This window comes from Dyella telluris (assembly GCF_014297575.1).
GTDB lineage: Bacteria > Pseudomonadota > Gammaproteobacteria > Xanthomonadales > Rhodanobacteraceae > Dyella > Dyella telluris.
On record NZ_CP060412.1, the window covers coordinates 3,477,039 to 3,502,909 of the forward strand.

At 64.6% G+C, this 25,871-nt stretch carries 22 protein-coding genes; 11 read left to right on the forward strand and 11 right to left on the reverse strand.

Annotation, left to right across the window (positions count from 1 at the left end; genetic code table 11):
* Positions 1 to 8: 8 nt before the first annotated feature.
* The 3 genes from secD (at position 9) to H8F01_RS15215 (ending at position 6,448) form a co-directional block, all read left to right on the forward strand.
* Positions 9 to 1,880: a protein translocase subunit SecD gene (secD, locus tag H8F01_RS15205; protein ID WP_187055916.1), complete on the forward strand. Its 1,872-nt coding sequence runs from the start codon at positions 9 to 11 to the stop codon at positions 1,878 to 1,880.
* 16 nt (positions 1,881 to 1,896) lie between these two features.
* The gene (gene secF, locus H8F01_RS15210; RefSeq protein ID WP_187055917.1) at positions 1,897 to 2,862 is read left to right on the forward strand and encodes a protein translocase subunit SecF; all 966 of its coding nucleotides are present in this window, start codon (positions 1,897 to 1,899) and stop codon (positions 2,860 to 2,862) included.
* A gap of 547 nt (positions 2,863 to 3,409) precedes the next feature.
* Complete coding sequence (locus tag H8F01_RS15215; protein WP_187055918.1) at positions 3,410 to 6,448, forward strand: TonB-dependent receptor domain-containing protein; 3,039 nt, start codon at positions 3,410 to 3,412, stop codon at positions 6,446 to 6,448.
* Between the two features lie 145 nt (positions 6,449 to 6,593).
* On the opposite strand, the gene H8F01_RS15220 is transcribed toward H8F01_RS15215, so the two are convergent.
* The 5 genes from H8F01_RS15220 to H8F01_RS15240 form a co-directional block, all read right to left on the reverse strand.
* Positions 6,594 to 7,706: a sterol desaturase family protein gene (locus H8F01_RS15220; RefSeq protein WP_187055919.1), complete on the reverse strand. Its 1,113-nt coding sequence runs from the start codon at positions 7,704 to 7,706 to the stop codon at positions 6,594 to 6,596.
* 422 nt (positions 7,707 to 8,128) lie between these two features.
* The gene (murU, locus tag H8F01_RS15225; protein ID WP_187055920.1) at positions 8,129 to 8,830 is read right to left on the reverse strand and encodes an N-acetylmuramate alpha-1-phosphate uridylyltransferase MurU; all 702 of its coding nucleotides are present in this window, start codon (positions 8,828 to 8,830) and stop codon (positions 8,129 to 8,131) included.
* Positions 8,831 to 8,978: 148 nt separating this feature from the next.
* Positions 8,979 to 9,992 carry an aminoglycoside phosphotransferase family protein gene (locus H8F01_RS15230; RefSeq protein WP_187055921.1) on the reverse strand — a complete coding sequence of 338 codons (1,014 nt, stop codon included), beginning with the start codon at positions 9,990 to 9,992 and terminating at the stop codon, positions 8,979 to 8,981.
* Positions 9,993 to 10,134: 142 nt separating this feature from the next.
* On the reverse strand, positions 10,135 to 11,463 hold the full coding sequence (locus tag H8F01_RS15235; protein WP_187055922.1) for an ammonium transporter: 1,329 nt from the start codon (positions 11,461 to 11,463) through the stop codon (positions 10,135 to 10,137).
* Complete coding sequence (locus tag H8F01_RS15240) at positions 11,447 to 11,785, reverse strand: P-II family nitrogen regulator (RefSeq protein ID WP_121878344.1); 339 nt, start codon at positions 11,783 to 11,785, stop codon at positions 11,447 to 11,449. The genes H8F01_RS15235 and H8F01_RS15240 overlap by 17 nt, the downstream gene beginning before the upstream one ends.
* 336 nt (positions 11,786 to 12,121) lie before the next feature.
* On the opposite strand from H8F01_RS15240, the gene H8F01_RS15245 reads away from it, so the two are divergent.
* The 5 genes from H8F01_RS15245 (at position 12,122) to H8F01_RS15265 (ending at position 17,709) form a co-directional block, all read left to right on the forward strand.
* Positions 12,122 to 12,556, forward strand: coding sequence for an SUF system Fe-S cluster assembly regulator (locus tag H8F01_RS15245; RefSeq protein WP_187055923.1), 435 nt, complete (start codon positions 12,122 to 12,124; stop codon positions 12,554 to 12,556).
* Between the two features lie 47 nt (positions 12,557 to 12,603).
* Positions 12,604 to 14,085 carry a Fe-S cluster assembly protein SufB gene (sufB, locus tag H8F01_RS15250; protein ID WP_222615670.1) on the forward strand — a complete coding sequence of 494 codons (1,482 nt, stop codon included), beginning with the start codon at positions 12,604 to 12,606 and terminating at the stop codon, positions 14,083 to 14,085.
* 254 nt (positions 14,086 to 14,339) lie between these two features.
* Positions 14,340 to 15,110, forward strand: coding sequence for a Fe-S cluster assembly ATPase SufC (gene sufC / locus H8F01_RS15255; protein ID WP_187055924.1), 771 nt, complete (start codon positions 14,340 to 14,342; stop codon positions 15,108 to 15,110).
* Entirely contained in the window at positions 15,107 to 16,426 is a 1,320-nt protein-coding gene (gene sufD / locus H8F01_RS15260; protein ID WP_187055925.1) for a Fe-S cluster assembly protein SufD, read from the forward strand. The genes sufC and sufD overlap by 4 nt, the downstream gene beginning before the upstream one ends.
* A gap of 35 nt (positions 16,427 to 16,461) precedes the next feature.
* A complete protein-coding gene (locus H8F01_RS15265) occupies positions 16,462 to 17,709 on the forward strand; it encodes an aminotransferase class V-fold PLP-dependent enzyme (RefSeq protein ID WP_187055926.1) in 1,248 nt (415 codons plus the stop codon).
* A 31-nt stretch (positions 17,710 to 17,740) separates the two neighbouring features.
* On the opposite strand, the gene H8F01_RS15270 is transcribed toward H8F01_RS15265, so the two are convergent.
* Positions 17,741 to 18,532: a tetratricopeptide repeat protein gene (locus H8F01_RS15270; protein ID WP_187055927.1), complete on the reverse strand. Its 792-nt coding sequence runs from the start codon at positions 18,530 to 18,532 to the stop codon at positions 17,741 to 17,743.
* A gap of 67 nt (positions 18,533 to 18,599) precedes the next feature.
* Positions 18,600 to 18,866 (reverse strand): putative hemolysin, encoded by a 267-nt coding sequence (locus H8F01_RS15275; RefSeq protein ID WP_187055928.1) that lies wholly within the window; start codon positions 18,864 to 18,866, stop codon positions 18,600 to 18,602.
* 126 nt (positions 18,867 to 18,992) lie between these two features.
* On the opposite strand from H8F01_RS15275, the gene H8F01_RS15280 reads away from it, so the two are divergent.
* Positions 18,993 to 20,003: a TPM domain-containing protein gene (locus H8F01_RS15280; RefSeq protein WP_187055929.1), complete on the forward strand. Its 1,011-nt coding sequence runs from the start codon at positions 18,993 to 18,995 to the stop codon at positions 20,001 to 20,003.
* A 74-nt stretch (positions 20,004 to 20,077) separates the two neighbouring features.
* Here H8F01_RS15280 and H8F01_RS15285 read toward each other — a convergent pair whose 3' ends face one another.
* Complete coding sequence (locus tag H8F01_RS15285; protein WP_187055930.1) at positions 20,078 to 22,117, reverse strand: M13 family metallopeptidase; 2,040 nt, start codon at positions 22,115 to 22,117, stop codon at positions 20,078 to 20,080.
* 302 nt (positions 22,118 to 22,419) lie between these two features.
* Between H8F01_RS15285 and H8F01_RS15290 the strand changes: the two genes are divergently transcribed.
* Positions 22,420 to 22,968 carry a GNAT family N-acetyltransferase gene (locus tag H8F01_RS15290; protein WP_187055931.1) on the forward strand — a complete coding sequence of 183 codons (549 nt, stop codon included), beginning with the start codon at positions 22,420 to 22,422 and terminating at the stop codon, positions 22,966 to 22,968.
* Between the two features lie 2 nt (positions 22,969 to 22,970).
* Positions 22,971 to 23,285, forward strand: a complete 315-nt coding sequence (locus tag H8F01_RS15295; protein ID WP_187059317.1) for a non-heme iron oxygenase ferredoxin subunit — start codon at positions 22,971 to 22,973, stop codon at positions 23,283 to 23,285.
* A gap of 84 nt (positions 23,286 to 23,369) precedes the next feature.
* Here H8F01_RS15295 and H8F01_RS15300 read toward each other — a convergent pair whose 3' ends face one another.
* The 3 genes from H8F01_RS15300 to H8F01_RS15310 are packed head-to-tail and all read right to left on the reverse strand — an operon-like array spanning position 23,370 to position 25,863.
* A complete protein-coding gene (locus tag H8F01_RS15300; RefSeq protein ID WP_238481006.1) occupies positions 23,370 to 24,167 on the reverse strand; it encodes a MipA/OmpV family protein in 798 nt (265 codons plus the stop codon).
* 11 nt (positions 24,168 to 24,178) lie between these two features.
* Positions 24,179 to 25,120, reverse strand: a complete 942-nt coding sequence (locus H8F01_RS15305) for an efflux RND transporter periplasmic adaptor subunit (protein ID WP_187055932.1) — start codon at positions 25,118 to 25,120, stop codon at positions 24,179 to 24,181.
* Complete coding sequence (locus H8F01_RS15310; protein WP_187059319.1) at positions 25,117 to 25,863, reverse strand: ABC transporter ATP-binding protein; 747 nt, start codon at positions 25,861 to 25,863, stop codon at positions 25,117 to 25,119. The genes H8F01_RS15305 and H8F01_RS15310 overlap by 4 nt, the downstream gene beginning before the upstream one ends.
* Positions 25,864 to 25,871 lie beyond the last annotated feature (8 nt).

A 25,871-nucleotide genomic window follows, 5' to 3' on the forward strand; every position in this document is an offset into this window, starting at 1 on the left:
TTCAAGGCATGAGTGATTTTCCACGCTGGAAATATGCGCTGGTCGCCATCGTACTGGTGCTCGGCATTGTCTATGCGTTGCCCAATGTGTTCCTGCCGGTGCCTGCCGTGCAGATCACGGCCAACCGCAACGGCACGGTCGACCAGGCGCTCGAACAGAAAGTGACCGACGCGCTGAAGAAGGCGAACGTCGTCAGCACCGGGGTCGAGCTCAACAACGACCATCTGCTTGCCAGCTTTACCAACCCGGACGTGCAGAAGAGCGCCTCGGACGCCATCAAGGCGGCTCTGGGTGACGACTACACAGTGGCATTCAACCTCAAGTCCACGGTGCCGCACTGGCTGACCGCCATTGGCGCGAAGTCGATGCCGCTGGGCCTGGACCTGCAGGGTGGCGTGCACTTCCTCATGCAGGTCGATCAGGACGACGTGATCGACAAGCAGGAAACGCGCTATGCGGACGACATCCGCAGTGCGCTGCGCGAAAAGAACATCCGTTATGACTCGGTGGTGCGCAATGGCCAGCGCGGCCAGGGCGTGTCGGTGGTGCTGAAGTCCGCCGAGGACCGCACGGCCGCCGCCAACCTCATTGCCACGGACTACCCGGACCTCACCCTGACGGACGGCGCCGCCACCGGCGACCGCTTCCCGATCATCGCGGTGGTGCGCCCGGACAAGCTGCGCGAGCTGTCGGTGAACACGATCCGCCAGAACCTTGGCACGCTGCGTAACCGCATCAACGCACTGGGCGTGTCCGAGCCGATCATCCAGCAGCAGGGCGACAGCCGCATCGTGGTGGAGCTGGCCGGCGTGCAGGACACGGCCGAGGCCAAGAAGATCATCGGCGCCACCGCCACGCTGGAATACCGTTCCGGTTATGGCACGCCGCAGCAGGCCATCGACGCCCAGCGCAGCGGCATCGTCCCGCCGGATGCGCGCCTGTACAAGGATCGCGACGGTCGTCCGTACCTGCTGAGCAAGAACATCATCGTCACCGGCGACCAGCTGGTGGACGCGTCGTCGTCCTTCGACCAGCAGAGCGGCAGCCCCGCGGTGTCGGTCACGCTGAATGCAGCCGGCGCCAAGAAGATGCTGGACTTCACCACCGGCAACGTCGGCAAGCCGATGGGCGTGGTGTACGTGGAGCGCGTGGTCGACACCAAGATCGTCGATGGCAAGGAAGTGCGCACGCCCAAGATCACGGAAGAAGTGATCAACTACGCCACCATCAATGGCGTGTTCGGCAAGAACTTCCAGACCACCGGCCTGCGCAGCGCGAAGGAAGCCTCCGAGCTGGCGCTGCTGCTGAAGGGTGGTTCGCTGGCCGCGCCGGTGGACATCGTCGAAGAGCGTGTGATCGGTCCCAGCCTGGGCCAGGACAACATCCAGAAGGGCCTGCGCGCCGTGACCCTGGGTCTTGCCCTGGTGCTGCTTGCCGCTGCCTTCTACTACAAGCTCTTCGGCCTGGTGGCCGACGTGGCGCTGTTCTTCAACCTGGTGATCCTGGTGGCCGTGATGTCGGCGGTTGGCGTCACGCTGACCATGCCGGGCATCGCCGGTATCGTGCTCACGCTGGGCATGGCCATCGACGCGAACGTGCTGATCTGCGAACGCATCCGAGAAGAACTGCGTAACGGCTCGTCGCCGCACGCATCCATCCGCGCCGGTTACGACAAGGCGTGGGCCACCATTCTCGATGCCAACGTCACCCACCTGATCGCCGCGCTGGCGCTGACCACGATGGGCTCGGGCCCGATCAAGGGCTTCGGCGTCACGCTGCTCATCGGTATTCTGACCTCGATGTTCACCTCGGTCACCGTGACCCACGCGATCACCGCGCTGATCCACGGCCATCGCAAGCTCAAGACGCTGTCGGTCTGAAGAGGCATAGAGAACAATGGAAATCTTCAACCACAACGCAAACGTGAACTTCCTCGGCATGAGGAAGTTCAGCGTGGGCATCGCGATTCTGCTGATGCTTGCCTCCATCGCACTGATCGCGGTGAAGGGCCTCAACTATGGTCTGGACTTCACCGGCGGCGTGTCGCTGGTAGTGGACTACGACCAGCCGGTGCAGGTCGGCGACGTGCGTGCCGCGCTCGAGAAGGGCGGCATGGAGCATGCCGTCGTGCAGAGCATGGGCGGCACCAAGGAAGTGTCCATCCGCCTGCAGCCGAAGGACGACCCGCAGTCGGGCGTGTCCACCGGCGGCAAGGTTAACCTGGACAAGATCGCCGATGACGTGACCAAGACGCTGCAGGCTGCCCGCCCCGACGCCAAGCTGAAGAGCCGCGACTACGTGGGTTCGGCCGTCGGTGAGGAACTGCGCAGCGACGGTATCGTCGCGGCCATCGTGGTGGTGCTCGGCATCGGCTTGTACCTGGGCATCCGCTTCGAATGGCGTTTCGCCGTGGCGGCCATCGCCACGGAAGCCCATGACGCGCTGGTGACCGTGGGCATCTTCGCGCTGACCCAGCGTGAGTTCGACCTGACGGTGCTTGCCTCGGTGCTGGCGGTGATCGGTTACTCCATCAACGACAAGGTGGTGGTGTTCGATCGCGTGCGCGAACTGTTCCGCCTGGCCCGCAAGGCCGAGCCGGAAGAGATCCTCAACCGCTCGATCAACAACACGCTGTCGCGAACCATCATCACCGCGCTGTTCACCGCGATCACCATGGCCGCGCTGTACTTCTTCGGTGGCCCGGTGGTGCACGGCTTCGCCATCACCATGCTGATCGGCATCCTGGTGGGTACGCTCTCCTCGATCTTCGTGGCGAGCCCGATCCTGCTGTGGCTGGGTGTGTCCAAGCAGGACCTGATGCCCAAGACCAAGGAAAACCCGGAGCTGGCACGTCGCCCGTAAGCGACCTGTCGCTCAGCACGAACGAAGAGGCCCGGATATTCCGGGCCTTTTTTTTTGCCCATGCAGCGGCTCGCAGCTGCCCGTGGGGGGGCGAGGGGCCCATTGCGAGGGAAGGCCCCCGGGAGCGAACGCGCCGCTGAAGGCGCGTGTGTCAGCCCGTCAGGGGAGCTGTGCAGATACCGGGCGTCGCGGGTACGCACCCCCGCAGCGGGTTGGTGCAGGTGGGTGTGCGATTTTGGGACGTGCCGCACAAACTTGCGTCAATCTTGCGAAATCTCTACTTGCGTCGATCTTATTTGTTAAATTGCGTTGACAGTTCGTAAGAATTCGCTCTATTTTCACACTTGCTTCTCTTTCGTCAGCTTGACGACAGCCTTGGGATGGGCGGTTCGCAAGCATCAATAAGCACGTGAGAGGCGCGTTCAGCGGGACCGCAGGGGGGACCTCCGGCCCGCACCAACCACACACATGAATCACCGGCCCGCAAGGGATGGCCGGGCGGGATTTTTTTGCCCTTTTGCTGGGCTGTTCGGGGAGATCCAATCAGATGAAGGCTAGTCGTTCCAATCGTCATGTCCTGTTGCGCCGCTCGTCGCTGGCGGTTGCACTCACCTTGGGCATGGCCGGCGTCGCCATGGCGCAGTCCACCACCGGTACCATCTTCGGCCAGGCCGAAGCCGGTGAAACCGTGTCCGTCACCAGCTCCACCGGCATCAGCCGTTCGGCCACGGTGGATGCTGCCGGTCGCTACCGCATCAGCAGCCTGCCGCTGGGCACCTATACCGTGGTGCTGCAGAAGGATGGCGCCACGGTGGATTCGCGCGACAACGTCGCCATCACCGTGAACGCGGGTACCGAAGTGTCGTTCGCCGCCGCTGCCGGCGCGAAGTCGCTGGCGTCCGTCACGGTGTCGGCCAATGCGCTGCCGCCGATCGACGTGTCGTCGGTCGATTCGCGCACCGTGATCACCTCGCAGACCCTCGAGCGCCTGCCGCTGGGCCGCAGCGCCGAATCCATCGCGCTGCTGGCGCCGGGCGTGGTGCAGGGCAGTGATTACTTCTCGGGCCAGAAGGCCGGCTCGAACGTGGTGTCGTTCGGCGGCTCTTCGGTCAGCGAGAACGCGTATTACATCAACGGTTACAACACCACCGATCCGCTGAGCAACCTGGGCGGCATCGGCCTGCCGTACGGCGCCATCGACCAGCAGGAAATCTACACCGGCGGCTACAGCGCCATGTACGGTCGTTCCGACGGCGGCGTGATCAGCCAGGTCGGCAAGCGTGGCACCAACGACTGGCATTTCGGTGGCCAGGTGCTGTGGTCGCCCGAATTCCTTGCGGAAGACCCCAAGAACGTCATGTACCCGAACAAGGCGCTGCCGAACGGTTACGGCTACACCGACGATACGCTGCCGGGCAAGCCGTACCGCAACCGCCAGGGCAACACGAAGTGGAACACCACCTACAGCGCGTACGTGGGCGGCCCGCTGATCAAGGACAAGCTGTTCTTCTTCATCTCCGCCGAAGCAGAGAAGCAGGAAGGCAAGACCACCTCCAGCGCCGCGGTGGGCCAGCCGAACAACACGTACTACACGTACAACATTCCCAAGTACTACGTGAAGCTGGACTGGAACATCAACGACAGCAACATCGTCGAGCTGACCGGCATCTCCAACAAGACGTCGTACGAAGGCACGCAGTACACCTACGACTACGACACCGGCAAGGAAGGCGGCTTCCTGGGCTACGACACCCACACCAAGACCGGTTCGGACATCTGGGTGGGCAAGTACACCAGCTACATCACCGATGACCTGACGTTCTCGGCCACCTACGGCCAGAACCGCGCGATCGATTACTCCGATGTGCCGGGCCTGGATCCGAACCTGGCCTACCTCACTGGCGTGACCACGCAGGATCCGGCCATCACCGGTGGCAACCCGATCCGCAACGGCAACACCATCCAGTACGTCAAGAACCCGAACGCGAAGAACAAGACGCACGGCCTGCGCCTCGACCTCGAGTACAAGCTGGGCGATCACACGCTGGCGGCCGGCATCGACAACATGCACTTCACCGCCACCGACGAAGGCCAGCAGACCAGCGGCCCGGGTTACTGGTGGCGCTACGGCCATGCCACCGATCCGAGCGTGGCGCTGGTGCCGGGCCTGGGCGTGGGCGCGCCGGGCGGCGACGGCTACTACGTGCGCAAGTACATCTTCGTCACCACCACCAGCATGTCGGTGGACCAGAAGGCGCAGTACATCGAAGACCGCTGGCAGATCAACGACAAGTTCCTGCTGAACCTTGGCCTGCGTGATGACCAGTTCACCAACTACAACGCAGTGGGCCAGGCCTATGTGAAGAACAAGAACCAGTGGGCGCCGCGCGTGGGCTTCAGCTGGGACGTGTTCGGTGACTCCACCTTCAAGGTGTTCGGCAACCTGGGCCGCTACTACCTCGCGCTGCCCAACAGCGTGGCGATCCGCGGCGCATCGCCGTCGACGTACACCAACGAGTACTTCACCTATACCGGCATCGACGCGAACGGCAACCCGACCGGCCTCAACCCGATCGGTCCGGGCCCGGTGTCGTCCAACGGCGAGTATGGCGAAGCGCCCGATGCGAAGACCGTCACCGCATCCAACCTCAAGTCGCAGTATCAGGACGAAGCCATCCTCGGCTTCACCAAGATGCTGAACCCGGAGTGGGTGTTCGGCGCGAAGGGTACGGTGCGCAAGCTGCAGTCGGCCATCGACGACGTGTGCGATATCGAGCGTCTGGTGGACAAGGCAACGGCGCAGGGCATTGATCCGGATTCGGTCAACTGGACCACCGGCTGCCTGATCTTCAACCCGGGCAAGACCAACACCTTCCTGCTTTCGAAGGTGGATGGCAGCGGCTATGACAAGGTCAGCATGTCCACCAGCGACTGGGGCTTCACCTCCGGCGCCAAGCGCAAGTACGTCGCGCTGGACCTGTTCCTGGAGCATCCGTTCGACGGCAAGTGGCAGGGTCGCGTGGATTACACGTTCTCGCGCAGCTACGGCAACACGGAAGGCCAGGTGCTTTCCACCATCGGCCAGGACGACATCTCCAAGACGCAGGACTGGGATGCCGCCGCGCTCATGGTCAACAGCAACGGCGAGCTGTCGAACAACCGCACGCACCAGTTGAAGGCTTACGGCAGCTACCTGATCACCAAGGAATGGATGGTGTCCGGTGCACTGCGCGTGATGTCCGGTGCGCCGAAGGCTTGTCTGGGTTACTACGGTACCGACGAAGCCGATCCGATCAGCTACGGCTCCGCGTATCGCTTCTGCGATGGCAAGTCGACGGCGCTGGGCAACAACGGCCACCTGCCTTGGCAGAAGATCGTGGACCTGGGCGTGACCTATCGTCCGGCCTTCGGCGACGGCAAGCTGGCGTTCAACCTGAACGTGTTCAACGTGTTCAACGAGCGCAAGCCGACCGTGCTGGATGCGACCTACGAGACGGCACCGTACACCGTGTCCAACTCTTATGGCGCCGCGCTGTACCAGACCACGCCGCGTTACGGCCGCTTCTCGGTCACGTACGACTTCTGATCGCTGTCCCCGGCCTTGTTTGAGGCCAACCCGCGCGATGCCAACCCTCCCGGTGTCGCGCGGTTCTTCGGGCAGGCATATCAGAAAACTGGTTGTTCTTTACCCGAGGCCGCCTTCCCCGAGGCGGCCTTTTTTCATGCGTGGATCAAGCTGTCTCGGCGACGGTGGCGTCGTCGGTGGGCGACGTGGCGTCCGCTGCATGCGCGGGCTGCATCACGTGATGCGCCAATCCGTGCAGGTCCAGCTGATCGACCGGGATAGGGCGATAGTCCGGGCCAAACGCGACCTCGCCGAATTTCCAGCCAGCCGGGCGGCGCACCGCGCCCCAGAAGCGCTTGGCGGCGTTCCAGTGCAGGCCGACCAGGCCATGGTTGTTGTCGTCGTCCACCATCGGGTCGCCCACGCCGGTAGGGCGCAGTGGCTCGTTGTAGAGCGCGGTGCCGAAGATCACGTCCCAGATGGAAAACACCTGGCCGAAATTGCAGTTGTGCAGGTTCGGGCGAGTGGGGTCGACCAGCATGTGGTGCAGGCGATGGAACTTCGGCGACACCAGCAGGCGGTTGAACACCGGGCCAAAGGCGATGCGCACGTTGGCATGCGAGAAGTTCTGCACCAGCTCGCCCATCAGCACCAGCCACGCGAACTGTTCGGGTTCCACGCCCATCACGATGCCCACGCAGGCGAGGATCATCGACTGGATGAAGCCGTCGATGAGGCTGCCGCGGTCATTGGTCCAGCAGCTCATCTGGCGCGTGCTGTGGTGCATGCTGTGCAGCGCCCACCACCACGGCAGCGCGTGCTGCAGGCGGTGCATCCAGTAGTACACCATGTCGTAGATGACGTAGTAGCAGCCGAACAGCAGCCACGGATGCTGCTTCAGCCACGGCACCCAGTGAGTGATGGCCAGCGGCGAGGCACTGGCATCGCCGGGGCCGGTGTCCGGGCCGCCGAAGTAGTTGGCGATGGGCGTGAGGATCAGATAGCTGAAGATGGGGAAGATGCCTACCAGCATCAGCAGGGTGTACTGGAAATCCACTTTGGTGAGCTTGCGGTCGTCCCACTTCTCCGCCGGCACGATGTTTTCCAGCGGGCGGAAGATCAGGCCGATCACGCACAACTGGAACGCCGCAATCAGCAGGGAGGCGGAGATGTCACCGGGATCGCCGGCAAGGCCTTCCAGATGCAGGAACTGCAGCACGGGCAGCACGCCATGGCTGGCGAACCAGCTGACCAGTTGGGACCACACTTCGGACATCATCAACACCTTGCAAGGAAACGTACTCGGTCCTGCAAGTGAGGGGAGGGCGCGTCGCGCTCTACAGAACCGGGCGGTTTAGGATACCCCCGGTATCCGGTGGCATCCATCCGGCAGGATTTTGCGCTGCCTGCCTTTCCGTCGGCTGCCTCAGCGATGTAGACGTTCGTCGAGTCAATGCCGGCGCGCCGGCCTGCCGATGTCGGCCCCACACGTAGCCCGGATGAAGCGGAGCGAAATCCGGGGGAGACGGCATCTGTCGATGGCCAGGCGCACTCAAGAGGGCGGGAATGGTGAAGTAACAGCCACCGTATGCGACTGTTGCCTGGTGGTGTGCGCTCCGCCTTGGAGGTCGTGGCGAGGTTGTCCCGGATTGCGCTTTGCTCCATCCGGGCTACGGTGGCGTGCTCGAGCTTGTTGGACGCTCAGCGACGTAGACGTTCGTCGAGTTCGCGCAGGCGCTCGGGTGTGCCCACATCCGTCCATGCACCACGGTAGTGGCTGCCGCCCAGTTGCTGGCGGGCAATGGCGCGTTCCAGCAGCGGCCTCAGCTTGAAGCGGGGCGGCGTTTGCTGGGCGCCGGCATCGTGGACCACGTCCTGCCACCCGTCGAGCAGCTCGCGGCGAAACACGCCGATGCCGCTGTAGGTGAGACGCGGCGAGCCGTTGTCCTGGATCAGCCCCTGCGCATCGAGCGCGAAGTCGCCGTCGGGATGGTGCGGCGGGTTGTCCACCAGCAACAGGTGCCCCACGCCGCGCGGTTCGCTGGGTAGCGCGGAGAAATCGGCATCGGTCCAGACATCACCGCTGATCACGATGAACGGCTCCGGGCCGAGCAGGCCCAGCGCATTGAGCATGCCGCCACCGGTTTCCAGTGGCGTGGGGCCTTCGTACGCATAGCGGATGCGCAGGCCCCAGCGCGAACCGTCACCCAGTGCGACGGGAAACTGCTCGGCAAGATGCGAGGTGTTGATCACCACGTACCGCACGTCGATGGCGGCAAGCTTTTCCAGATGCCATTCGATCAGGCGCTTGCCGGCGACCTCCAGCAGGGGCTTGGGCGTGTGGTTGGTGAGCGGGCGCATGCGCTCGCCCAGGCCGGCGGCGAAGATCAGGGCGTGGCGCATGGCGTCCTCGACGCGTGTGTTCTCGTCACCGTCATTCCCGCGAAAGCGGGAATCCAGCGCCTTCGCGCTTTCTCATGCCCATGCCAAAGGCACTGGATTCCCGCTTTCGCGGGAATGACGGTGAGGGATAAGTGGCTGCGTGGAAGGATCACGATGCGGCTACCTTGGTCAAATCCCGCCCCTCTGCATGCCGCTTCAATAGCGCGACGAAATCGGCAAGCTCCGGATAGCGCTCCGCCACGGACACCACGTAGTGATATACGGCCGGCACATCGGCGAGATAACCCGGCTTCCCGTCGCGATACCACAGGCGATAGAACTGGCCGAGCACGCGGATGTGGCGATGCAGCCCGGTCAGGTCGAACCAGCGCTGGAAATGTTCGCGGTCGATGGAGTCATCGATCACGCCGGCCGTGAGCAGACGCTGGCGGTACGACTCCACCCAGCCTTCCACGCGCTCGCGCGGCCACACCACGTAGGCGTCGCGCAGCAGCGAGGCGAGGTCGTAGGTGATGGGGCCGGAAAGCGCGCCCTGGAAGTCGATCACGCCGGGGTTGTTGTGCTCGACGATGAGCAGGTTGCGGCTGTGGTAATCGCGATGCACGAAGCGGCGCGGCTGCTCCAGCGCGTTGCGGATGATCACGCCGAACGCCGCCTCCAGCACGTCCCATTCGCCGCAGGTCGGCGTATAGCCGAGGTGTCGCTGCAGGAACCATTCCGGCATCACTTCCAGTCCGCTCACCAGTCGCTCGCGGTCGAACCTGGGCAGATCCGCGTGATCCATGCGCGTCTGCATCAGCAGCAGTGCATCCATGGCATCGCTGTAGAGGCTGTCGGCGGTGTCGTCATTCAGTGCGGGCAGGTAAAGCCGTGTGCCGAGATCCTCGATCAGCAGGAAGCCCTGCTCGAGATCGCTGGCATAGACCTTGGGCACATGAATGCCTGCGTCAGCCAGGCGTTCGCCAATGGCGATCCACGGCCGTGGATCTTCCTGCGCGGGCGGGGAATCCATCACCACCCAATCTTTGCCGTCGTGCCGTGTGCGCCAGTAGCTGCGGAAGCTGGCATCGGAGGATGCGGAGGCGAGTTCCAGCGTGGCGTCGCCGAGGGTGGCGCGGGTCCAGGCGAGGCGTGCGGCGGCGCGATCGGAAGCGGTGGTCATGGCGTGCTGCAAAGGGCGTTGCCACGCAGCTTAGCGGGAGCGGCGCTCGAACTACAGGCGCGCCAGTGCGGCAAAAGGCGGCCCCTCTCTCCACATCCGCCTCCCCAGACAGGGGAGAGAGGGGCCAGTAAATCGCTGCTTGCTATAGGTTGTAAGCCTTCTCTTCGTGCAATGCGATATCCAGGCCAATCTGCTCCTGCTCGTCATCCACGCGCAGGCCCAGCGTCCAGTCGATCAGCTTGAGGATGACCAGGCTGAGCACGGCACTCCACACGACCGTGAAGCCCACGCCCTTCGTCTGGATCCACAGCTGTCCCCACAGCGACTGCACGTCGCCGAACCCGCCCAGCTTTGGCGATGCCAGCGGTCCGGTGAGCAGCGCGCCGACGATGCCGGCCACGGCATGCACGCCGAACACGTCGAGCGAGTCGTCATAGCCCAGCTTGTGCTTGAGGCGCGTGGCGCTGAAGAAGCAGATCACGCCGGCGATAAGGCCAAGCACCAGCGCGCCGCCCGGGCCGGCGGTGCCGGCTGCCGGCGTGACCGCGACCAGGCCCGCCACCGCGCCCGAGACAATGCCCAGCACGCTGGGCCGCCCGTGCACGATCCACTCCACGAACAGCCAGCCCAGCGCGGCGCCGGCGGTAGCCACCTGTGTTGCCAGCATCGCCATGCCGGCGCTGCCATTGGCCGCCACGGCAGAACCCGCGTTGAAGCCGAACCAGCCCAGCCACAGCAGGCTGGCGCCCATCACGGTGTAGCCCAGGTTGTGCGGCGGCATGGGCACGTGCGGGTAACCGCGGCGCTTGCCGATCACCAGGCAGGCCACCAGGCCGGCAATACCCGCATTGATGTGCACCACCGTGCCGCCGGCGAAATCGAGCACGCCCAGATCGCCCAGGAACGAGCCCGGCCCGCTCCACACCATATGCGCCACCGGCAGATAGACGATGGTGAGCCACAGGCCGCTGAACCACAGCAGCGCACTGAACTTCATGCGTTCGGCGAACGCGCCGATGATCAGTGCGGGCGTGATGATGGCGAAGGTGAGCTGGAACATCACAAACACGCTTTCGGGCACCGTCTGGTAGCGCGAATCGGGCCTGAGTCCGGCCAGGAAACCGCGGTCCAGTCCGCCGATGAACGAGTGCAGGTTGGTCACATGCGCCTGCATGCCTTCCGTGCTGAACGCCAGCGAATAGCCGTAGACCATCCACAGCACCGACACCAGCGCCGTGATGGCGAAGCACTGCATCAGTACCGACAGCAGGTTCTTCGCGCGCACCATGCCGCCGTAGAACAGCGCCAGGCCCGGTATCGTCATCAGCAGCACGAAAGCGGTGGCGGTGAGCATCCACGCGGTGTCGCCGCTGTCGATGTGCGCAGGTGCGGCCGCTTGTGCCCAGGTGGGCGAGGTGGCGAGAAGGCCGAGGAGGGCGGGCACGGTCCGGCGATCAAAGCGCATCGACATCGACCTCCTGCGTGCGGATGCGGATGGCCTGCTCCAGCTCGCTCACGAACACCTTGCCGTCGCCGATCTTGCCGGTGCGTGCGGCGCCGATGATGGCTTCCACCGCCTGGTCCAGGTGCTCGTCGGCCACCGCCACCTCAAGCTTCAGCTTGGGCAGGAAATCCACCACGTACTCGGCCCCCCGGTAGAGCTCGGTGTGGCCGTGCTGGCGGCCGAAGCCCTTCACCTCGGTGACGGTCATGCCCGTCACGCCCACCTCGGTCAGCGCCTGGCGGACGTCGTCCAGCGTGAACGGTTTGATGATGGCCGTAATCCACTTCATCCCCAACGCTCCCCGTATGGTCGATATGTTGCGGTGCAGCAGGATGCGTGCCATCGGCGGAACGGCGCCTTCCGGCGCCCCCTCAGCGTCATTCCCGCGAAGGCGGGAATCCAGTGTCTTCAATGGGTTGCGAAAGAGGCTGGATCCCCGCCTTCGCGGGGATGACGGTGAGGGATGAGAAGTGTCACGACGGGTTGGCCGCCTCTGTTGCCCGCAAACAGGGCAACGTTTTCCGGCCCGAATCCCGCTTTTGGTGCACCGCCGCGGTTTGACCCCAAGGGCATTAATCAGTACCATTTTGGTACCGATTCCAGCAGTCCCCTGGCCGATTCCCCCATGCTCCGCGTCAGCCGACTTACCGACTACGCCACGGTGGTGATGACCTGCATCGCCGCCCACCCCGACGACGTGCTCAGCACGGCGCAGATCGCCGATGAGGCGCGCCTGGAGCTGCCCACCGTGAGCAAGCTGCTGAAGTCGCTGGGCCACGCCGGCCTGGTGGAATCGTTCCGCGGCGTCAATGGCGGCTACCGCCTGGCGCGGCCGGCCGGGGAAATCACCCTGGCCCAGATCGTCGAAGCGCTGGAAGGCCCCATCGGCATGACCGAATGCAGCCTGGCCGACGGCCAGTGCGAGCGCGAGTCGCAATGCGGCGTGCGCGCCAACTGGCAACACGTCAACAGCGTCGTGGACAGCGCCCTGCGCGCGGTCAGTCTCTCCGACATGCTCAAACCACCCAGTCGTCGTATCGATATCCATCCGATCGGATGAGCACGACCCATCCCGCGACCGAACACGACGACGACACGAAGAACGCCATGACTACCGAAACCACCGAACGCAGTGATCTTTCCGCCACGACACTTCGCGACAACGCCGAAGTGGCCGAAGCGCTGGGTCGTCGCTACGAAGCCGGTTTCACCACGGACATCGAAACGGAATACCTGCCGGCCGGTCTGTCCGAAGACATCGTGCGCCAGCTTTCCGCGCTGAAGAAAGAGCCGAAGTGGATGACCGAGTGGCGCCTGAAGGCCTATCGCCACTGGCTCACCATGCCCACGCCCGACTGGGCCAAGCTCAATCTCTCGCCGATCGATTACCAGTCCATCAGCTATTACGCCGCACCGAAGTCCGCGCCGAAGTCGCTGGACGAAGTCGATCCGAAGCTGCTGGAAACCTACGACAAGCTCGGCGTACCGCTGCATGAGCGCGCCAAGCTGGCCGGCGTGGCGGTGGATGCCGTGTTCGACTCCGTGTCGGTGGGCACCACCTTCCGCAAGGAGCTGGCCGAAGCGGGCGTGATCTTCTGCTCCATGAGCGAAGCCATCCGCGAACATCCCGAGCTGGTGCAGCAGTACCTCGGCAGTGTGGTGCCAGTGGGCGACAACTACTTCGCCGCGCTCAACTCCGCCGTGTTCTCCGACGGCTCGTTCGTGTTCATTCCCAAGGGCGTGCGTTGCCCGATGGAGCTGTCCACCTACTTCCGCATCAACGCCATCAACACGGGGCAGTTCGAGCGCACGCTGATCGTGTGCGAAGAGGGCGCCTACGTGTCCTACCTCGAAGGCTGCACCGCGCCCATGCGCGACGAGAACCAGCTGCACGCCGCCGTTGTTGAACTGGTCGCGCTGGAAAAGGCGCAGATCAAGTATTCGACGGTGCAGAACTGGTACCCGGGCGACGAGAACGGCGTCGGCGGCATCTACAACTTCGTGACCAAGCGTGGCGATTGCCGCGGCGACGATTCCAAGATCTCGTGGACGCAGGTGGAAACCGGTTCGGCCATCACCTGGAAGTACCCCAGTTGCGTGCTGCGCGGCGACCGCTCGGTGGGCGAGTTCTACTCGGTGGCGCTGACCCACCATCGCCAGCAGGCCGATACCGGCACCAAGATGATCCACATCGGCAAGGGCACCAAGTCGAAGATCGTCTCCAAGGGCATCAGTGCCGGCCGCAGCTCCAACAGTTACCGTGGTCTGGTCAAGGTGGAGAAGGGCGCCGAGGGCGCGCGCAATTACACCCAGTGCGACTCGCTGCTGATCGGCAAGAAGTGCGGCGCGCACACCTTCCCGTACATGGAAGTGAAGAACCCCACGGCCATCGTCGAGCACGAGGCCACCACCTCGAAGATTTCCGATGACCAGCTGTTCTATTGCCGCAGCCGCGGCATCGGCGAGGAAGACGCCGTGTCGATGATCGTCGACGGCTTCTGCAAGCAGGTGTTCCGCGAGCTGCCGATGGAATTCGCAGTGGAAGCCAAGAAGTTGCTGGAAGTGTCGCTGGAAGGCGCGGTGGGATGAGCGTGGGCAACAGGTGCCGATGCATTGGTCGCAACATCGCACGCAACCTCACCCTTGCTCGTCATTCCTGCGAAAGCAGGAATCCAGTGTCTTCCGTGACACGAGCAAAGGCGCTGGATTCCTGCTTTCGCAGGAATGACGGTGTCTTTGAGATGTTCTAGAAATCGGTAGCGCAGCTCCATAGAGCGTGAGCTACCCGAAGCCGTACCGCTGATCGCTTTTCCCAAATCCACATTCAATCGCCGATACCCGCCATGCTAAAGATCGAAAACCTGCACGCCCGCGTCGAGGGCAAGGACATCCTCAAGGGACTCACGCTCACCGTGAATCCCGGCGAAGTGCACGCGATCATGGGCCCCAACGGCGCCGGCAAGTCCACGCTGGGCAACGTGCTTTCGGGGCGCGATGGTTACGAGGTAACGGCCGGCACGGTGACCTTCAACGGTGTCGACCTGCTGGCGCTGGAACCGGAAGAGCGCGCCGCTGCCGGCGTGTTCCTGGCCTTCCAATACCCGGTGGAGATCCCGGGCGTGAACAACACCTATTTCCTGCGCGCCGCGCTCAACGCGCAGCGCAAGCAGCGCGGCGAGCCGGAACTCGATTCCATGCAGTTCCTGAAGCTGGTGCGCGAAAAGCTGAAGATCATGCAGATCTCCGACGAGCTGCTGCACCGCGCCGTGAACGAAGGTTTCTCGGGCGGCGAAAAGAAGCGCAACGAGATCTTCCAGATGGCCGTGCTCGAACCCAAGCTCGCCATCCTCGATGAAACCGATTCGGGCCTGGATATCGACGCGCTCAAGCAGGTGGCGCAGGGCGTGAACGCGTTGCGTTCCAGCGAGCGTGGCTTCCTGGTGATCACGCACTACCAGCGCCTGCTTGACTACATCGAGCCGGATTTCGTGCACGTGCTGGCCGATGGCCGCATCGTGGAGAGTGGCGACAAGACGCTGGCGCTGAAGCTGGAAGAGCAGGGCTACGCGTGGGTGAACGACAAGGATCCCGCGCTGACCGGAGCCTCGGCATGAGCGAGCCGCAACGCACGCCCTTCGTCGATTCGCTGCTGGAGGCCGCCGCACAGGCGCGCCTGCCGGGCAGCGGCATCGGCTGGCTGGATGCCGCGCGCCGCGAGAACCTCGAGGCATTCGCCGAGGGTGGTCTGCCCGATACCCGCATGGAGGCGTGGAAGTACACCGCGCTGCGTGCGCTGGGCCAGCGCCGTTTCGCCGCCGCCGATGCGCAGGCCGCGACGCGTGCCACTGAGGTCAATGGCTTCGCCTTGCCCGGCATCGATGGCCCCACGCTGGTATTCGTCAATGGTGTGTTCCGTCCGGAACTTTCGCGCGTCGACGCGTTGCCTGCAGGCCTGAGCCTGCAGCCGCTGTCGCAGGCGCTGCAGGGCGATGCCGAACCGCTGCGCTTCGCGCTGTCGCGTCATTACCGCGAAGGCGGTGACGTGTTTGCGCGCCTCAACGCGGCACTGGCCGGTGATGGCGTGGTGCTTCACGTGGCTGCCGGTACGAAGGTGGAAGAGCCGGTTCGCCTGCTGTTTGTCGGCGCACCGGCGGACGAAAACGTGGCATGGCACGTCCGCCACGTGGTCGAACTGGGCGAAGGCGCTGAGCTGTCGCTTGTCGAACAGCATGTGGCCACGGACGCGCACCAGAACCTGTGCACTCAGGTCACCGACATCGTGCTGCGTCGTGGCGCGAAGCTGCGCCACGTGACCCTGCAGGACGCGGCCGAAGGCAGCACGCTGGTGCGCCACGACAGCGTCCATCTGGACGAAGAAGCCCATGCGGCGCTCTACGTGCTGGAGCTGGGCGGCTCGCTGGTGCGTCACGACCTGCACGCGGCGCTGGCGGGCGACCGTTCGCGCCTGGATACGCGCGGCGTGTTCGCGCTGCGCGGTCGCCAGCACGTCGACACGCAGATGGCCATCCGCCATCAGGCGCTCAACACGGCATCGGAGTCGGTGTGGCGCGGCGTGGCGGACGAGCGTTCGCGCGGCGTGTTCCGTGGCGCCATCGTGGTGGCCGAAGGTGCCGACGGCAGCGATGCCAGCCTCAGCAGCAAGAACCTCCTGCTGTCCGGCCAGGCGGAGATCGACACCAAGCCGGAACTCGAAATCTACGCTGACGAAGTGAAGGCGGCACACGGCGCCACCGTGGGCCAGCTCGACGAGCGCTCGTTGTTCTACCTGCGCTCCCGCGGCATTCCGTTGGCCGAGGCGCGCGCCATGCTTACCGCGGCGTTCTGTCGTGCGGTGTTCGAATCGCTGCCCGACGAAGGGCTGCGCGAGCACATCAATGAGCGACTGATGGCGCAACTGCCTTCCGCCTGACGGGCGGCCCGACAGCAACCGGTGAAACGAACACGATGAACGCACAGACCCAGCCGAGCCCCACCGTCTTCGACGTGCAGCGCATTCGCGCCGATTTCCCCTTGCTGTCGCGCACTGTGCACGACAAGCCGCTGGTTTATTTCGACAACGCCAACACCAGCCAAAAGCCGCTGAGCGTGATCGAGGCGGTGGACCAGCATTACCGCCTGCGCAACGCCAACGTGTCGCGCTCGGTGCATCAGGTCGGCGAAGAGGCCACGGCCGCTTATGAAGGCGCGCGCGACAAGCTGGCGCGCTTCATCAACGCCACCTCGCGCAATGAGGTAATCCTCAACTCGGGCACCACGCAGGCGATGAACATGATCGCCTACAGTTACGCGCTACCGCGCCTGAAGCCGGGCGACAGCATCCTCACCACCGTGATGGAGCATCACGCCAACATCGTGCCGTGGCAGCTGGTGGCCAGCCGCACCGGCGCGACGGTGAAGGCGGCGCCGATCGACGAGCGCGGCGAACTGATCCTCGAGAAGTTCTTCGAGATGCTCACGCCCGACGTGAAGCTGGCCTGCGTCACGCACGTCTCCAACGTCCTTGGCACGGTCAACCCGGTGCGCGAGATTGCCCGCGAGTGCCGCAAGCGCGGTATTCCGCTGGTGGTGGACGGCTCGCAGGCCGTGCCGCACCGGCCGGTGGATGTGCAGGCGCTGGGCTGCGATTTCTATGCCTTCACCGGCCACAAGATGCTCTCGCCCACGGGCACGGGTGGCCTGTGGGCGCGCAAGGAACTGCTGGAGGCCATGCCGCCGTTCTTCGGTGGCGGCGAAATGATCCGTGAGGTCAGCTTCGCCGGCACCACCTTCGCCGCGCCGCCGCACAAGTTCGAAGCAGGCACGCCGAACATCGCCGGTTTTGCCGGCGTGGGCGCCGCCATCGACTACTACGACTCCATCGGCTTCGACGCCATCCACGCGTGGGAACAGCAGCTGCTGGCCTACGCCACGGAACGCCTGCGCGACATCCCCGGCCTGCGCCTGTTCGGCGAGGCAAAGGAAAAGGAACCGGTCATCTCGTTCCTGATCGAGGGCGCGCAGGCCACCGACCTCGCCACGCTGCTCGACCTGCAGGGCGTGGCCGTGCGTTCCGGCCACCACTGCGCGCATCCGCTGATGCAGTTCTACAAGGTGCCGGCCACCCTGCGTGCCTCGCTCGCGTTCTACAACACGCGCGAAGAAGTGGATGCCTTCATCACCGCGCTGCTGAAGGTGCGCAAGCTGCTGATGTAATCATCGGCAGCCTCGCAGGCGCACGAGGTCATCAGTGCGCCTGTTCCAGCTTCTTCTTCTGTTCGTGGATATAGCCGATCTCCCCCAGCGACTTGGGTTCGCCGGGGATGAGCGTCAGGCATTCGCGGTATTTGGCTTCCGCCTCATCGAGGCGATGCAGTTCGACCAGTACATAGCCCTGTCCTCGCAGGGCAGCGCATTGCATGGGTGTCACGCCGTCGGCCGCCGTGAGCGGCGCGTATTCCTGGCCCGCCCGGTAGTGCTCCATGGCGCCGTTCCAGTCACGCTTCTGCATCAGCACATAAGCCAGTTCATTGCTGTATTGGGCATCAAACGGTGCAAGTGCGAGCGCCTTCTCCAGCTCGGCCTGTTCGTCGTCGTAGCGATTCATTTCGCCATAGGCATAGCCGCGTGCCCAATAGGCCATGGCCCAGGCGGGGCCGAGTACGACGACGTTGCGTTTGTCCTTGGCGCCGATGCCGGCGTACAGCAGGGCATCGGTGGCGCCTCGTGCGCTGTAGGTGTCCTTGGGATGCTGGCCGTACTTCGCTTCGTACTTGTTTATCACCGCATTGATGGGCCCGTCGATGGCGGCCAGGATCTGACCGGCCTGGATCATCTTCAGTCCCTCGAGCACTTGCTGCTCGTCCGCGTCGACCACCGGCTTGCCCGACTTGTCCATGGTTATGTTGATGGTAGTGCCGCCGGACTTGTTCGCGGTCACGCTGGCGGCGGTCACCTCCTGTGTCGCGGCGTTGGCAGGCGGTAAGGCCGCCGCGGCGAGCAGGGTGGTGGCGAGAACGGCGAGTGCTGTCGAGCCCATGGAGATCCTTCCCTGCAGGTTGTGGTGTCCGGTAGGTGAAACGCCTGTACGCGCGAAGCGGGTGATCTCAGTGTTTCACGTCCGCGGGTGCCACGCACTGGTGATCGCGGAACAGCGCCCATTCCTCACACTGCCGGCCATCGGCAAACACGCAGATCCCGGTGACGTTGCCGGCTTCATCCTTGCGCAGGTCCAGCTTGCCGCCTTGATTGACGCAGGCTACCGATGCGGGATTGGCCATGCCGACCGAAGGCGGGTTGTCGGGCGGGGGCACAGGTGTGCTGGAGCAGGCGCACACAGCGAGGGCGAATGCGATCGGGGTAGCGATTTTCATCAGGGCGTCCTGCACGGAGGGGCTGGGCGAAATATAGTCCCGTGCCGGGGCGGCAGCATCCGGCAGCGTCTGATGGCGCTGTTCCCGGGCCGGGCGACAATGTGCGACACACAGGGAGCTGGACAGATGGAACGACTTTTATCGCGCTTGCCCTCGATACCCGCGATGGCATGCGCATTCACGATATGGCTCCTGTTGCTCGCCGGGCCGGCGCACGCTACGGATGTGCCGGCCCTGCAAGGTCCGGTGAACGACTACGCGCACGTGCTTGGTGATGACGCCGCCGTCATCGGGGCAAGGCTCGCTGCGGACGAGCAGCGCACCGGCAATCAGGTCGTGGTGCTGACCGTGCGCAGTCTCGGCGGGCAGGACATCGAAAGCTACGCCAATGACGTGTTCGCCCAGTGGAAGCTGGGGCAGAAGGGCAAGGACAACGGTGTGCTGATGGTGGTGGCGGTGGATGACCATCGCATGCGCATCGAAGTCGGCTATGGCCTGGAAGGCACGCTGACCGACCTCGCCAGCTCGCGCATCATCCGCGAACGCATGCAGCCGCGATTCGCCGACGGCGACTACGCCGGTGGCGTTGAATCGGGGGTGGATGGCGTGCTGGGCGTGCTTGACGGTGAGGCGGCGGCGTCTCCGGCGCCAGCGGATGAATCGCCTGCCCAGGTCATTGCGCGCGAAGGTTTCTGGAAGTCGGGTGCCGGCATCTTCGTGGTGCTGGTTGCGCTGTTCTGGTTGCTGTTCACCTGGATGGCATCGCAGGGCGGCAGCTGGTGGTCGATGTTCTTGCTAGGCCCGCTCACGATACCGCTACTGCTGCTCCTGTTCCCCTGGTGGGGTGTGGCGTGCGTCTACGCTCTGCATCTTTGCCTGGCCACGCTGTGGCGTCGCAGGCAGATGCGTGGCGAATTCAGGCTGGGCAAGAAGACGAAGTACAGAACGACGGTACGCCAGTGGCCGCCGTCGCTTGCCGACATCCTGCTGTGGACCGGGCCGCGCAAGGGCGGCCTGACCGGATATGGCGGGGGTGGGCGTGGAGGCTCGGGTGGAAGCGGCTCCGGTTCGTCGTCCTCGGGCTATTCCGGCGGCGGTGGCAGCTCGGGCGGCGGTGGTGCATCGGGCAGCTGGTGACGCGAAGGCCAAAAAGAAAACCCGCGAGCATCACGCCCGCGGGTTTTTTCATGCACGTGCGGTGGTAACGGCTGTTACCAGATCTTCACCTGCTTGTCCGCCGGACGCACCATCGCGTCACCCGCCTTGCACTGGAAGGTCTGTGCAAAGGCCGGCATGTTCGACGGTGCACCGATGGCGCGGAACTGCGCCGGTGCGTGCGGATCGGTGTTGAGCAGGGTGAGCTGTGCTTCCGGACGGATGCTGCCGCGCCACACGCGTGCCCAGTTGAGGAAGAAGCGCTGATCCTGCGTGTAGCCATCGATCTTCTTCTTCGCTTCGGCCGGGTTGCGCTTCAGTGCCATCTGCAGGGCGTCGTAAGCCGCGTTGAGGCCGCCGAGGTCACCGATGTTCTCGCCCATGGTCAGCTTGCCGTTGACGAACTTGCCCGGCAGCGCTTCGTAGTGGTTGAACTGGTCGGCGAGCAGGTCGGTGCGGGCTTCGAAGGCCTTGCGGTCTTCATCGGTCCACCAGTTGACGTTGTTGCCCTGCGCGTCGAACTTGCTGCCCTGGTCGTCGTAGCCGTGGCCCATTTCGTGGCCGATCACCGCGCCGATGCCGCCGTAGTTGAGTGCATCGTCGGCGCTGGCGCTGAAGAACGGCGGCTGCAGGATGGCGGCCGGGAACACGATCTCATTCTTCAATGAGTTGTAGTACGCATTCACCGTCTGCGGAGTCATGCCCCATTCGGTGCGGTCCACCGGCTTGCCGATCTTGCCGACCATGTAGTCGTAGTTGAACTTGTCGGCGGCCTGCACGTTGGCGAAGTAGCTGCCGGTGGACGCAATGGTCAGGCCCGTCCAGTCACGCCACTTGTCCGGATAGCCGATCTTCGGGGTGAAGGTGGCCCACTTCTCCAGTGCCTTCTTCTTGGTGGCCTCGCTCATCCACGGCAGGTTTTCGATGCGGTTCTTGTAGGCGGCGCGCAGGTCGCCCACCAGCTGTTCCGCGCGTGCCTTGGATTCCGGCGAGAAGGTCTGCGCCACGTAGAGCTGGCCCAGTGCCATGCCCATGCCGCCTTCCACGCTGTCCAGCGTGCGCTTCCAGCGCGACTTCATTTCCTTCTGGCCGTTGAGCGTCTGCGCGTTGAACGCGAAGTCTTCCTTCTGGAACGGCGTGGAGAGGTACGGCGAGGCCGCGTCGATGGCGTGGAAGCGCAGGTAGGCCTGCCAGTCGCTTGCCGGCACGTCGGCCAGCATCTTGTCGAATTCTGCGAAGAACTTCGGCTGCGACAGCGAGAAACCGTCCGTCACGTCGGCGCCCTGTGCCTTGAAGAAGGCCGCCCATTCGAAGTGCGGCGTCACCTTGTCGGCATCGGCCATGCTGACGAAGTGGTAGCGGTTCTCCGGCTGGCGCAGCTCGGTCGGCACCAGCGAAGCGGCGGCGAGACGCGTTTCGAAGGCCATCACGGCTTTCGCCTGCTTCTGTGCGTCGGCCTCGCTGACGCCGGTCAACTGCAGCGTGCGCGCGATATGCGCCACGTATTCGGCACGGATCTTCTCGAAGTCCGGCTTGCTGTAGTAATCGGCGGTCGGCAGGCCCAGCCCGCCCTGATTGGCGTAGGCGATCTGGCGGCTGGAATTCTTGAAGTCGGCGTTGCCGTAGAAGCGGAAGCCAACCGGATTGCCCTTGGCGTAACTCTCGGTGATGTAGGCGACCACATCCTTGCTGTTCTTCAGCGCGTCGATGCGCGCCAGTTCCGGCTTGATGGGATCGAAGCCGGCCTTCTCGATGGCGGCTTCATCCATGCCCGAGGCATAGAAGTAGCCGATCTTCTGCTCGATGGAACCCGGCTTGGCGCTGGCGGCATCCTTGGCGGCCTTGTCCACGATGCCGTGCTGCACGTTCAGGCTGTCTTCGCGCAGTGCGTCGAAGGAGCCCCAGCGCGTGCGGTCGGCGGGAATCGGGTTGGCGGCAAGCCACTTTGCATTGACGAAGCCGTTGAAGTCGTTGCAGATGTTCTTGCTGGTGTCCAGTTCCTTCACATCGAAGTTGCCGGAGGGGCCGGCCAGTGCGCCGGTGCACAAGGCCAGGCCCATGGCCAGCGCCAGCGGTTTCACAATGCGGTTCTTCATGCGGATCGGTGCTCCCTCTGTCTTCGGTGTGCGGCGGCCCCGGTGTGCGGCCGCGTCGGATCAATCCGCGACACTAGTCAGCGCCGGAGAGGGCGGCACAGTGTCGAAGGTCATGTTGGCGCAAGGTTTGAGGTCGGTGGCGATCAGTGGCGGGATGGGAGTGCGCGGACGTGCATCGACGCGGGCTTTCTGCCCGTCATTCCGGCCCTTGCCCCCTTTTGCGGGGTGCGCCGGAATGACGGGCAAAAGGCGGGGGCCGGGGCCTTGATGCCCGCTGCCATGGCAGCCGCTATCATCGGCAGATGCCAAACCCGTCCGAACTCCTGTTCCGCCTGGCCAATCACCAGGACGTCGCCACCATCGTCGCCTTGGTCGAATCCGCGTATCGCGGCGAATCCGGCCAGCGCGGATGGACCACCGAATCCCATCTGCTCGACGGCCAGCGCACTGATACCGAAAGCGTCGCCGCGCTGATCGGCGTTGACGGCAGCGTGGTGCTGCTGGCGGAGCAGGGCGGTGAACTGGTGGCCTGTTGCCATATCGAGCGACAGGATGCCTCCGGCTATTTCGGCATGTTCGCCGTCAACCCGCTGCTGCAGCGCGCCGGCGTGGGCCGTGCCGTGCTCGCGGAAGCAGAACGCATCGCGAAGGAAACCTGGCAAGCCACCGCGATGCGCATGTCGGTGATCGAGCAGCGCGAGGATCTGATCGCCTGGTACGTGCGCCGTGGCTACGCGCTGACCGGAGAGACGCGTCCATTCCCCTATGGCCAGCCGCGCTTCGGCATTCCGCGACGCGACGACCTGCGCTTCGTCTGGCTGAGCAAGCCGCTGCACGAGGTGACGGCATGAACATGGCCGACTGGATCTTCGTGGGCACGCGCAGCGAACTGCTGCCTGGCGAGTTCAAGGTCGTGTGGGATGGCGACACCGCCATCGCCGTGTACAACATCGACGGTGACCTCTACGCCATCGAAGACGTTTGCAGCCACGACGGCGGTGAACTTGCCGGTGGCGAAGTGCATGGATTCGAAGTGGAATGCCCGCGCCATGGCGCGCGCTTCGACGTGCGCAACGGTGCCGTGACGTGTCCTCCGGCTTATGAGCCGATCGCCAGCTTCCCCGTGCACGAGGTTGATGGCCAGATCTGGACGCGCGACGACAGGTGAGTCGAGAAGTGAGTGAAGAGCATTGAGCAGCGAGAGGAGTATGCGTCTTCTCTCACTACTCACTCCTCTTTACTCACTCCTGCTCTAAAGCCGGTAAACAAACGCCAGCGTGGTGGTGAGCTGATTGGGCGTGCCGTAGCTGCGCACCAGCGGGCTGCCCGCTGCCTGGCCCAGCAGTCGCGTGTAGTTGAGGGCGAAAGCAAAGCCCGTGTGCAGGCTGGTGGGCATGAAGGCGTCGTATTCGAGGGATACCTGCTGGCTGCCCGCGCCGGGCGACCAGGGCGCGATGTCGAGCTTGGCCGCCTGCTCCGGCGAAACGCCGAAGAAGCGCCGCATGGCCGGGCCGTTCATGCCCTGCCACTGCAACTGCAGGCTGTGGTTGAGGTAGCCGATGGCGGGAAGGTCGTAGTCCGCGTACAGGTTGAGGTACGCACCCGCACCTTGCGTGTCATGGCTCAGGTTGCCGCCGATGTTGAGCTGCAGGGTGGCCTGGTATTCCAGATAGCCGCCCGCGTTGATGCGCGGACTGAGCGAATCGATGACGCCACCGAGTTGCGAGCCTAGCTCATCGTGATCACGGCCCCACATATAGTTGCCGTAGATGCCGCCGCGCCACTTGTCGCCGTGGATCAGGTCCACGGTGAGGCCATCGAGCGTCGACAGGGTGATATGCCAGGGCAGTTCGGCCTGGATATACGGAATGGCCTGGTTGCGATGGTCCTTCGAGCCCAGCCACGCCGGCATGCGCTGCACGCCGGCACCGAACATGTCGTTGGGGCCGTCGGTGGGGTTGTCGGCCAGTGCGTTCGTGGACAGGCCCAGCGCAAGCATCAGCGCGACGACGCGCATCGACGATGCGTGCGGGGAACGACGACAGCTCATGCGCCTACGACTCAGCTACCGGGTTTGGCAGGTGCCGCAGCGTTGCCGGTGAACTGCACGATCACCCGCTGGCCGATGCGCAGCGATGCAGGCGGCGGCTGGTCGAACACCAGCACGCACTGCACGGTGCGGGTGTTGGCGCGGATCAGCGGATCTTCCTCCAGCGCACTGGGGCCAAACACGGTACCGATGCGCTGCACGTGGGCGCTGAGCGTGGGGGCCCCGCTGCCGCTGTCGTCCACCACCTGGGCAGGCATGCCGTCATGCACGGCACCGACAAACGATTCATTGAGTTCGGCGCGCACGATGCGCGGCTGCTCGGGCAGCAGCACGAACGCTGGACCACCCTGCGGCGACACGGTGGCACCCGGCTGGATATCGCGCTCCACGATCTGGCCGTCGAACGGAGCCAGCAGGGTGCGCTGCGCCAGCTCGTAACGGGCGGCATCCAGCTTCTGCGTAGCCAGCGCCTGCGCGGCACGCAGGTTGTCGAGTTCGCCCTGCAGCTGCTGGGCGGCATCCTTGGCGTCATCCGCGCTCTGGCCATCGCCGGCACCGGCGGAGGCGGCAGCAGCCAGGCGCGTGGCGCGCTGCTGGGATGCCTTGAGGCGGGTTTCCAGCGAGCCGGTCTGGGCCTGCGTCTGCTTCAGTTCGGCCTCGGCGGCGTTAACGGCCAACTGCGCGGGTTTGGTGTCCAGCACGGCCAGCACCTGGCCTTTGTGCACATGGTCGCCTTCGCGCACCTTGATCTCGGCCACCACGCCTTCGCGCGGCATGCTGAGCTTGAGCAGGCCGCCTTCGATATCCACGCGCCCCCGTGCCACCGCCGTATAGGCAGGGGCCGGAGCCGCGGCCGACGTGGCGCTCTTGTCGGCGTCGCTGTGCGAGCAGGCTGCCAGCAACGACGAGGCAAGGGCCAGGGCGAGCAAGGTGTGGACGGGACGCAAAGTCATGCAGAAGGTTCCTCGAGGCCTGACGTTGGCGTCGATGTCTGGGATGGCACCCGGTCGCTAAGGATACGGCCATCTTCCATGGCGAGCACGCGGTCGGCGTGGCCCACCAGGCGCGGGTCATGGCTGACGCACAGCACCGTGGTGCCGTGCGCGCGGGCGATGCGATGGAGGATGTCGATCACGATCTGGCCGTTGGCTGCGTCGAGCGCGCTGGTTGGCTCGTCGGCGAACAGCAGGTCCGGTTCCTTGGCCAGCGCGCGGGCAATGGCTACGCGCTGCTTTTCGCCGCCGGAGAGTTCCGATGGACGAAGCTTCATGCGCGGCCCCAGGCCCACTTCTTCCAGCGACGCCATGGCGCGGCGGCGCGCTTCGGCCGGTGAGAGGCCCAGGTAGCTCAGCGGCAATTCCACCTGCTCCAGCGCATTGAGCGCAGGGAACAGGTTGAAGCCCTGGAAGACGAAGCCGGTGTGCAGCAGACGGAAACGTTCCAGCGCACGCGTATCGAGATGATTGAGGTCCTGCTCAAGCGCGAATACCTGGCCGCCATCGGGGCGTTGCAGGCCGCTGAGGATGGCCAGCAGCGTGCTCTTGCCGCAGCCGGAGGGACCCGAGATGAGCGTGAGTTCGCCCGCGCGCACATCCAGCGTCAGGTCGTGCAGCACCGTGCTGCGGATGTCGCCCGAGGTGAACGACTTGCTGACGTTGCGCGCCTGCAGCGACACCGTGGGCTTGGCATGGGCCATGGGTGATG

Bases quoted from the DNA above. Each gene is read 5' to 3' on its own strand.
- secD (WP_187055916.1), top strand. From the start codon at position 9: ATGAGTGATTTTCCACGCTGGAAATATGCGCTGGTCGCCATCGTACTG.
- secF (WP_187055917.1), top strand. From the start codon at position 1,897: ATGGAAATCTTCAACCACAACGCAAACGTGAACTTCCTCGGCATGAGG.
- H8F01_RS15215 (WP_187055918.1), top strand. From the start codon at position 3,410: ATGAAGGCTAGTCGTTCCAATCGTCATGTCCTGTTGCGCCGCTCGTCG.
- H8F01_RS15220 (WP_187055919.1), bottom strand. From the start codon at position 7,706: ATGATGTCCGAAGTGTGGTCCCAACTGGTCAGCTGGTTCGCCAGCCAT.
- murU (WP_187055920.1), bottom strand. From the start codon at position 8,830: ATGCGCCACGCCCTGATCTTCGCCGCCGGCCTGGGCGAGCGCATGCGC.
- H8F01_RS15230 (WP_187055921.1), bottom strand. From the start codon at position 9,992: ATGACCACCGCTTCCGATCGCGCCGCCGCACGCCTCGCCTGGACCCGC.
- H8F01_RS15235 (WP_187055922.1), bottom strand. From the start codon at position 11,463: ATGTCGATGCGCTTTGATCGCCGGACCGTGCCCGCCCTCCTCGGCCTT.
- H8F01_RS15240 (WP_121878344.1), bottom strand. From the start codon at position 11,785: ATGAAGTGGATTACGGCCATCATCAAACCGTTCACGCTGGACGACGTC.
- H8F01_RS15245 (WP_187055923.1), top strand. From the start codon at position 12,122: ATGCTCCGCGTCAGCCGACTTACCGACTACGCCACGGTGGTGATGACC.
- sufB (WP_222615670.1), top strand. From the start codon at position 12,604: ATGACTACCGAAACCACCGAACGCAGTGATCTTTCCGCCACGACACTT.
- sufC (WP_187055924.1), top strand. From the start codon at position 14,340: ATGCTAAAGATCGAAAACCTGCACGCCCGCGTCGAGGGCAAGGACATC.
- sufD (WP_187055925.1), top strand. From the start codon at position 15,107: ATGAGCGAGCCGCAACGCACGCCCTTCGTCGATTCGCTGCTGGAGGCC.
- H8F01_RS15265 (WP_187055926.1), top strand. From the start codon at position 16,462: ATGAACGCACAGACCCAGCCGAGCCCCACCGTCTTCGACGTGCAGCGC.
- H8F01_RS15270 (WP_187055927.1), bottom strand. From the start codon at position 18,532: ATGGGCTCGACAGCACTCGCCGTTCTCGCCACCACCCTGCTCGCCGCG.
- H8F01_RS15275 (WP_187055928.1), bottom strand. From the start codon at position 18,866: ATGAAAATCGCTACCCCGATCGCATTCGCCCTCGCTGTGTGCGCCTGC.
- H8F01_RS15280 (WP_187055929.1), top strand. From the start codon at position 18,993: ATGGAACGACTTTTATCGCGCTTGCCCTCGATACCCGCGATGGCATGC.
- H8F01_RS15285 (WP_187055930.1), bottom strand. From the start codon at position 22,117: ATGAAGAACCGCATTGTGAAACCGCTGGCGCTGGCCATGGGCCTGGCC.
- H8F01_RS15290 (WP_187055931.1), top strand. From the start codon at position 22,420: ATGCCAAACCCGTCCGAACTCCTGTTCCGCCTGGCCAATCACCAGGAC.
- H8F01_RS15295 (WP_187059317.1), top strand. From the start codon at position 22,971: ATGGCCGACTGGATCTTCGTGGGCACGCGCAGCGAACTGCTGCCTGGC.
- H8F01_RS15300 (WP_238481006.1), bottom strand. From the start codon at position 24,167: ATGAGCTGTCGTCGTTCCCCGCACGCATCGTCGATGCGCGTCGTCGCG.
- H8F01_RS15305 (WP_187055932.1), bottom strand. From the start codon at position 25,120: ATGACTTTGCGTCCCGTCCACACCTTGCTCGCCCTGGCCCTTGCCTCG.
- H8F01_RS15310 (WP_187059319.1), bottom strand. From the start codon at position 25,863: ATGGCCCATGCCAAGCCCACGGTGTCGCTGCAGGCGCGCAACGTCAGC.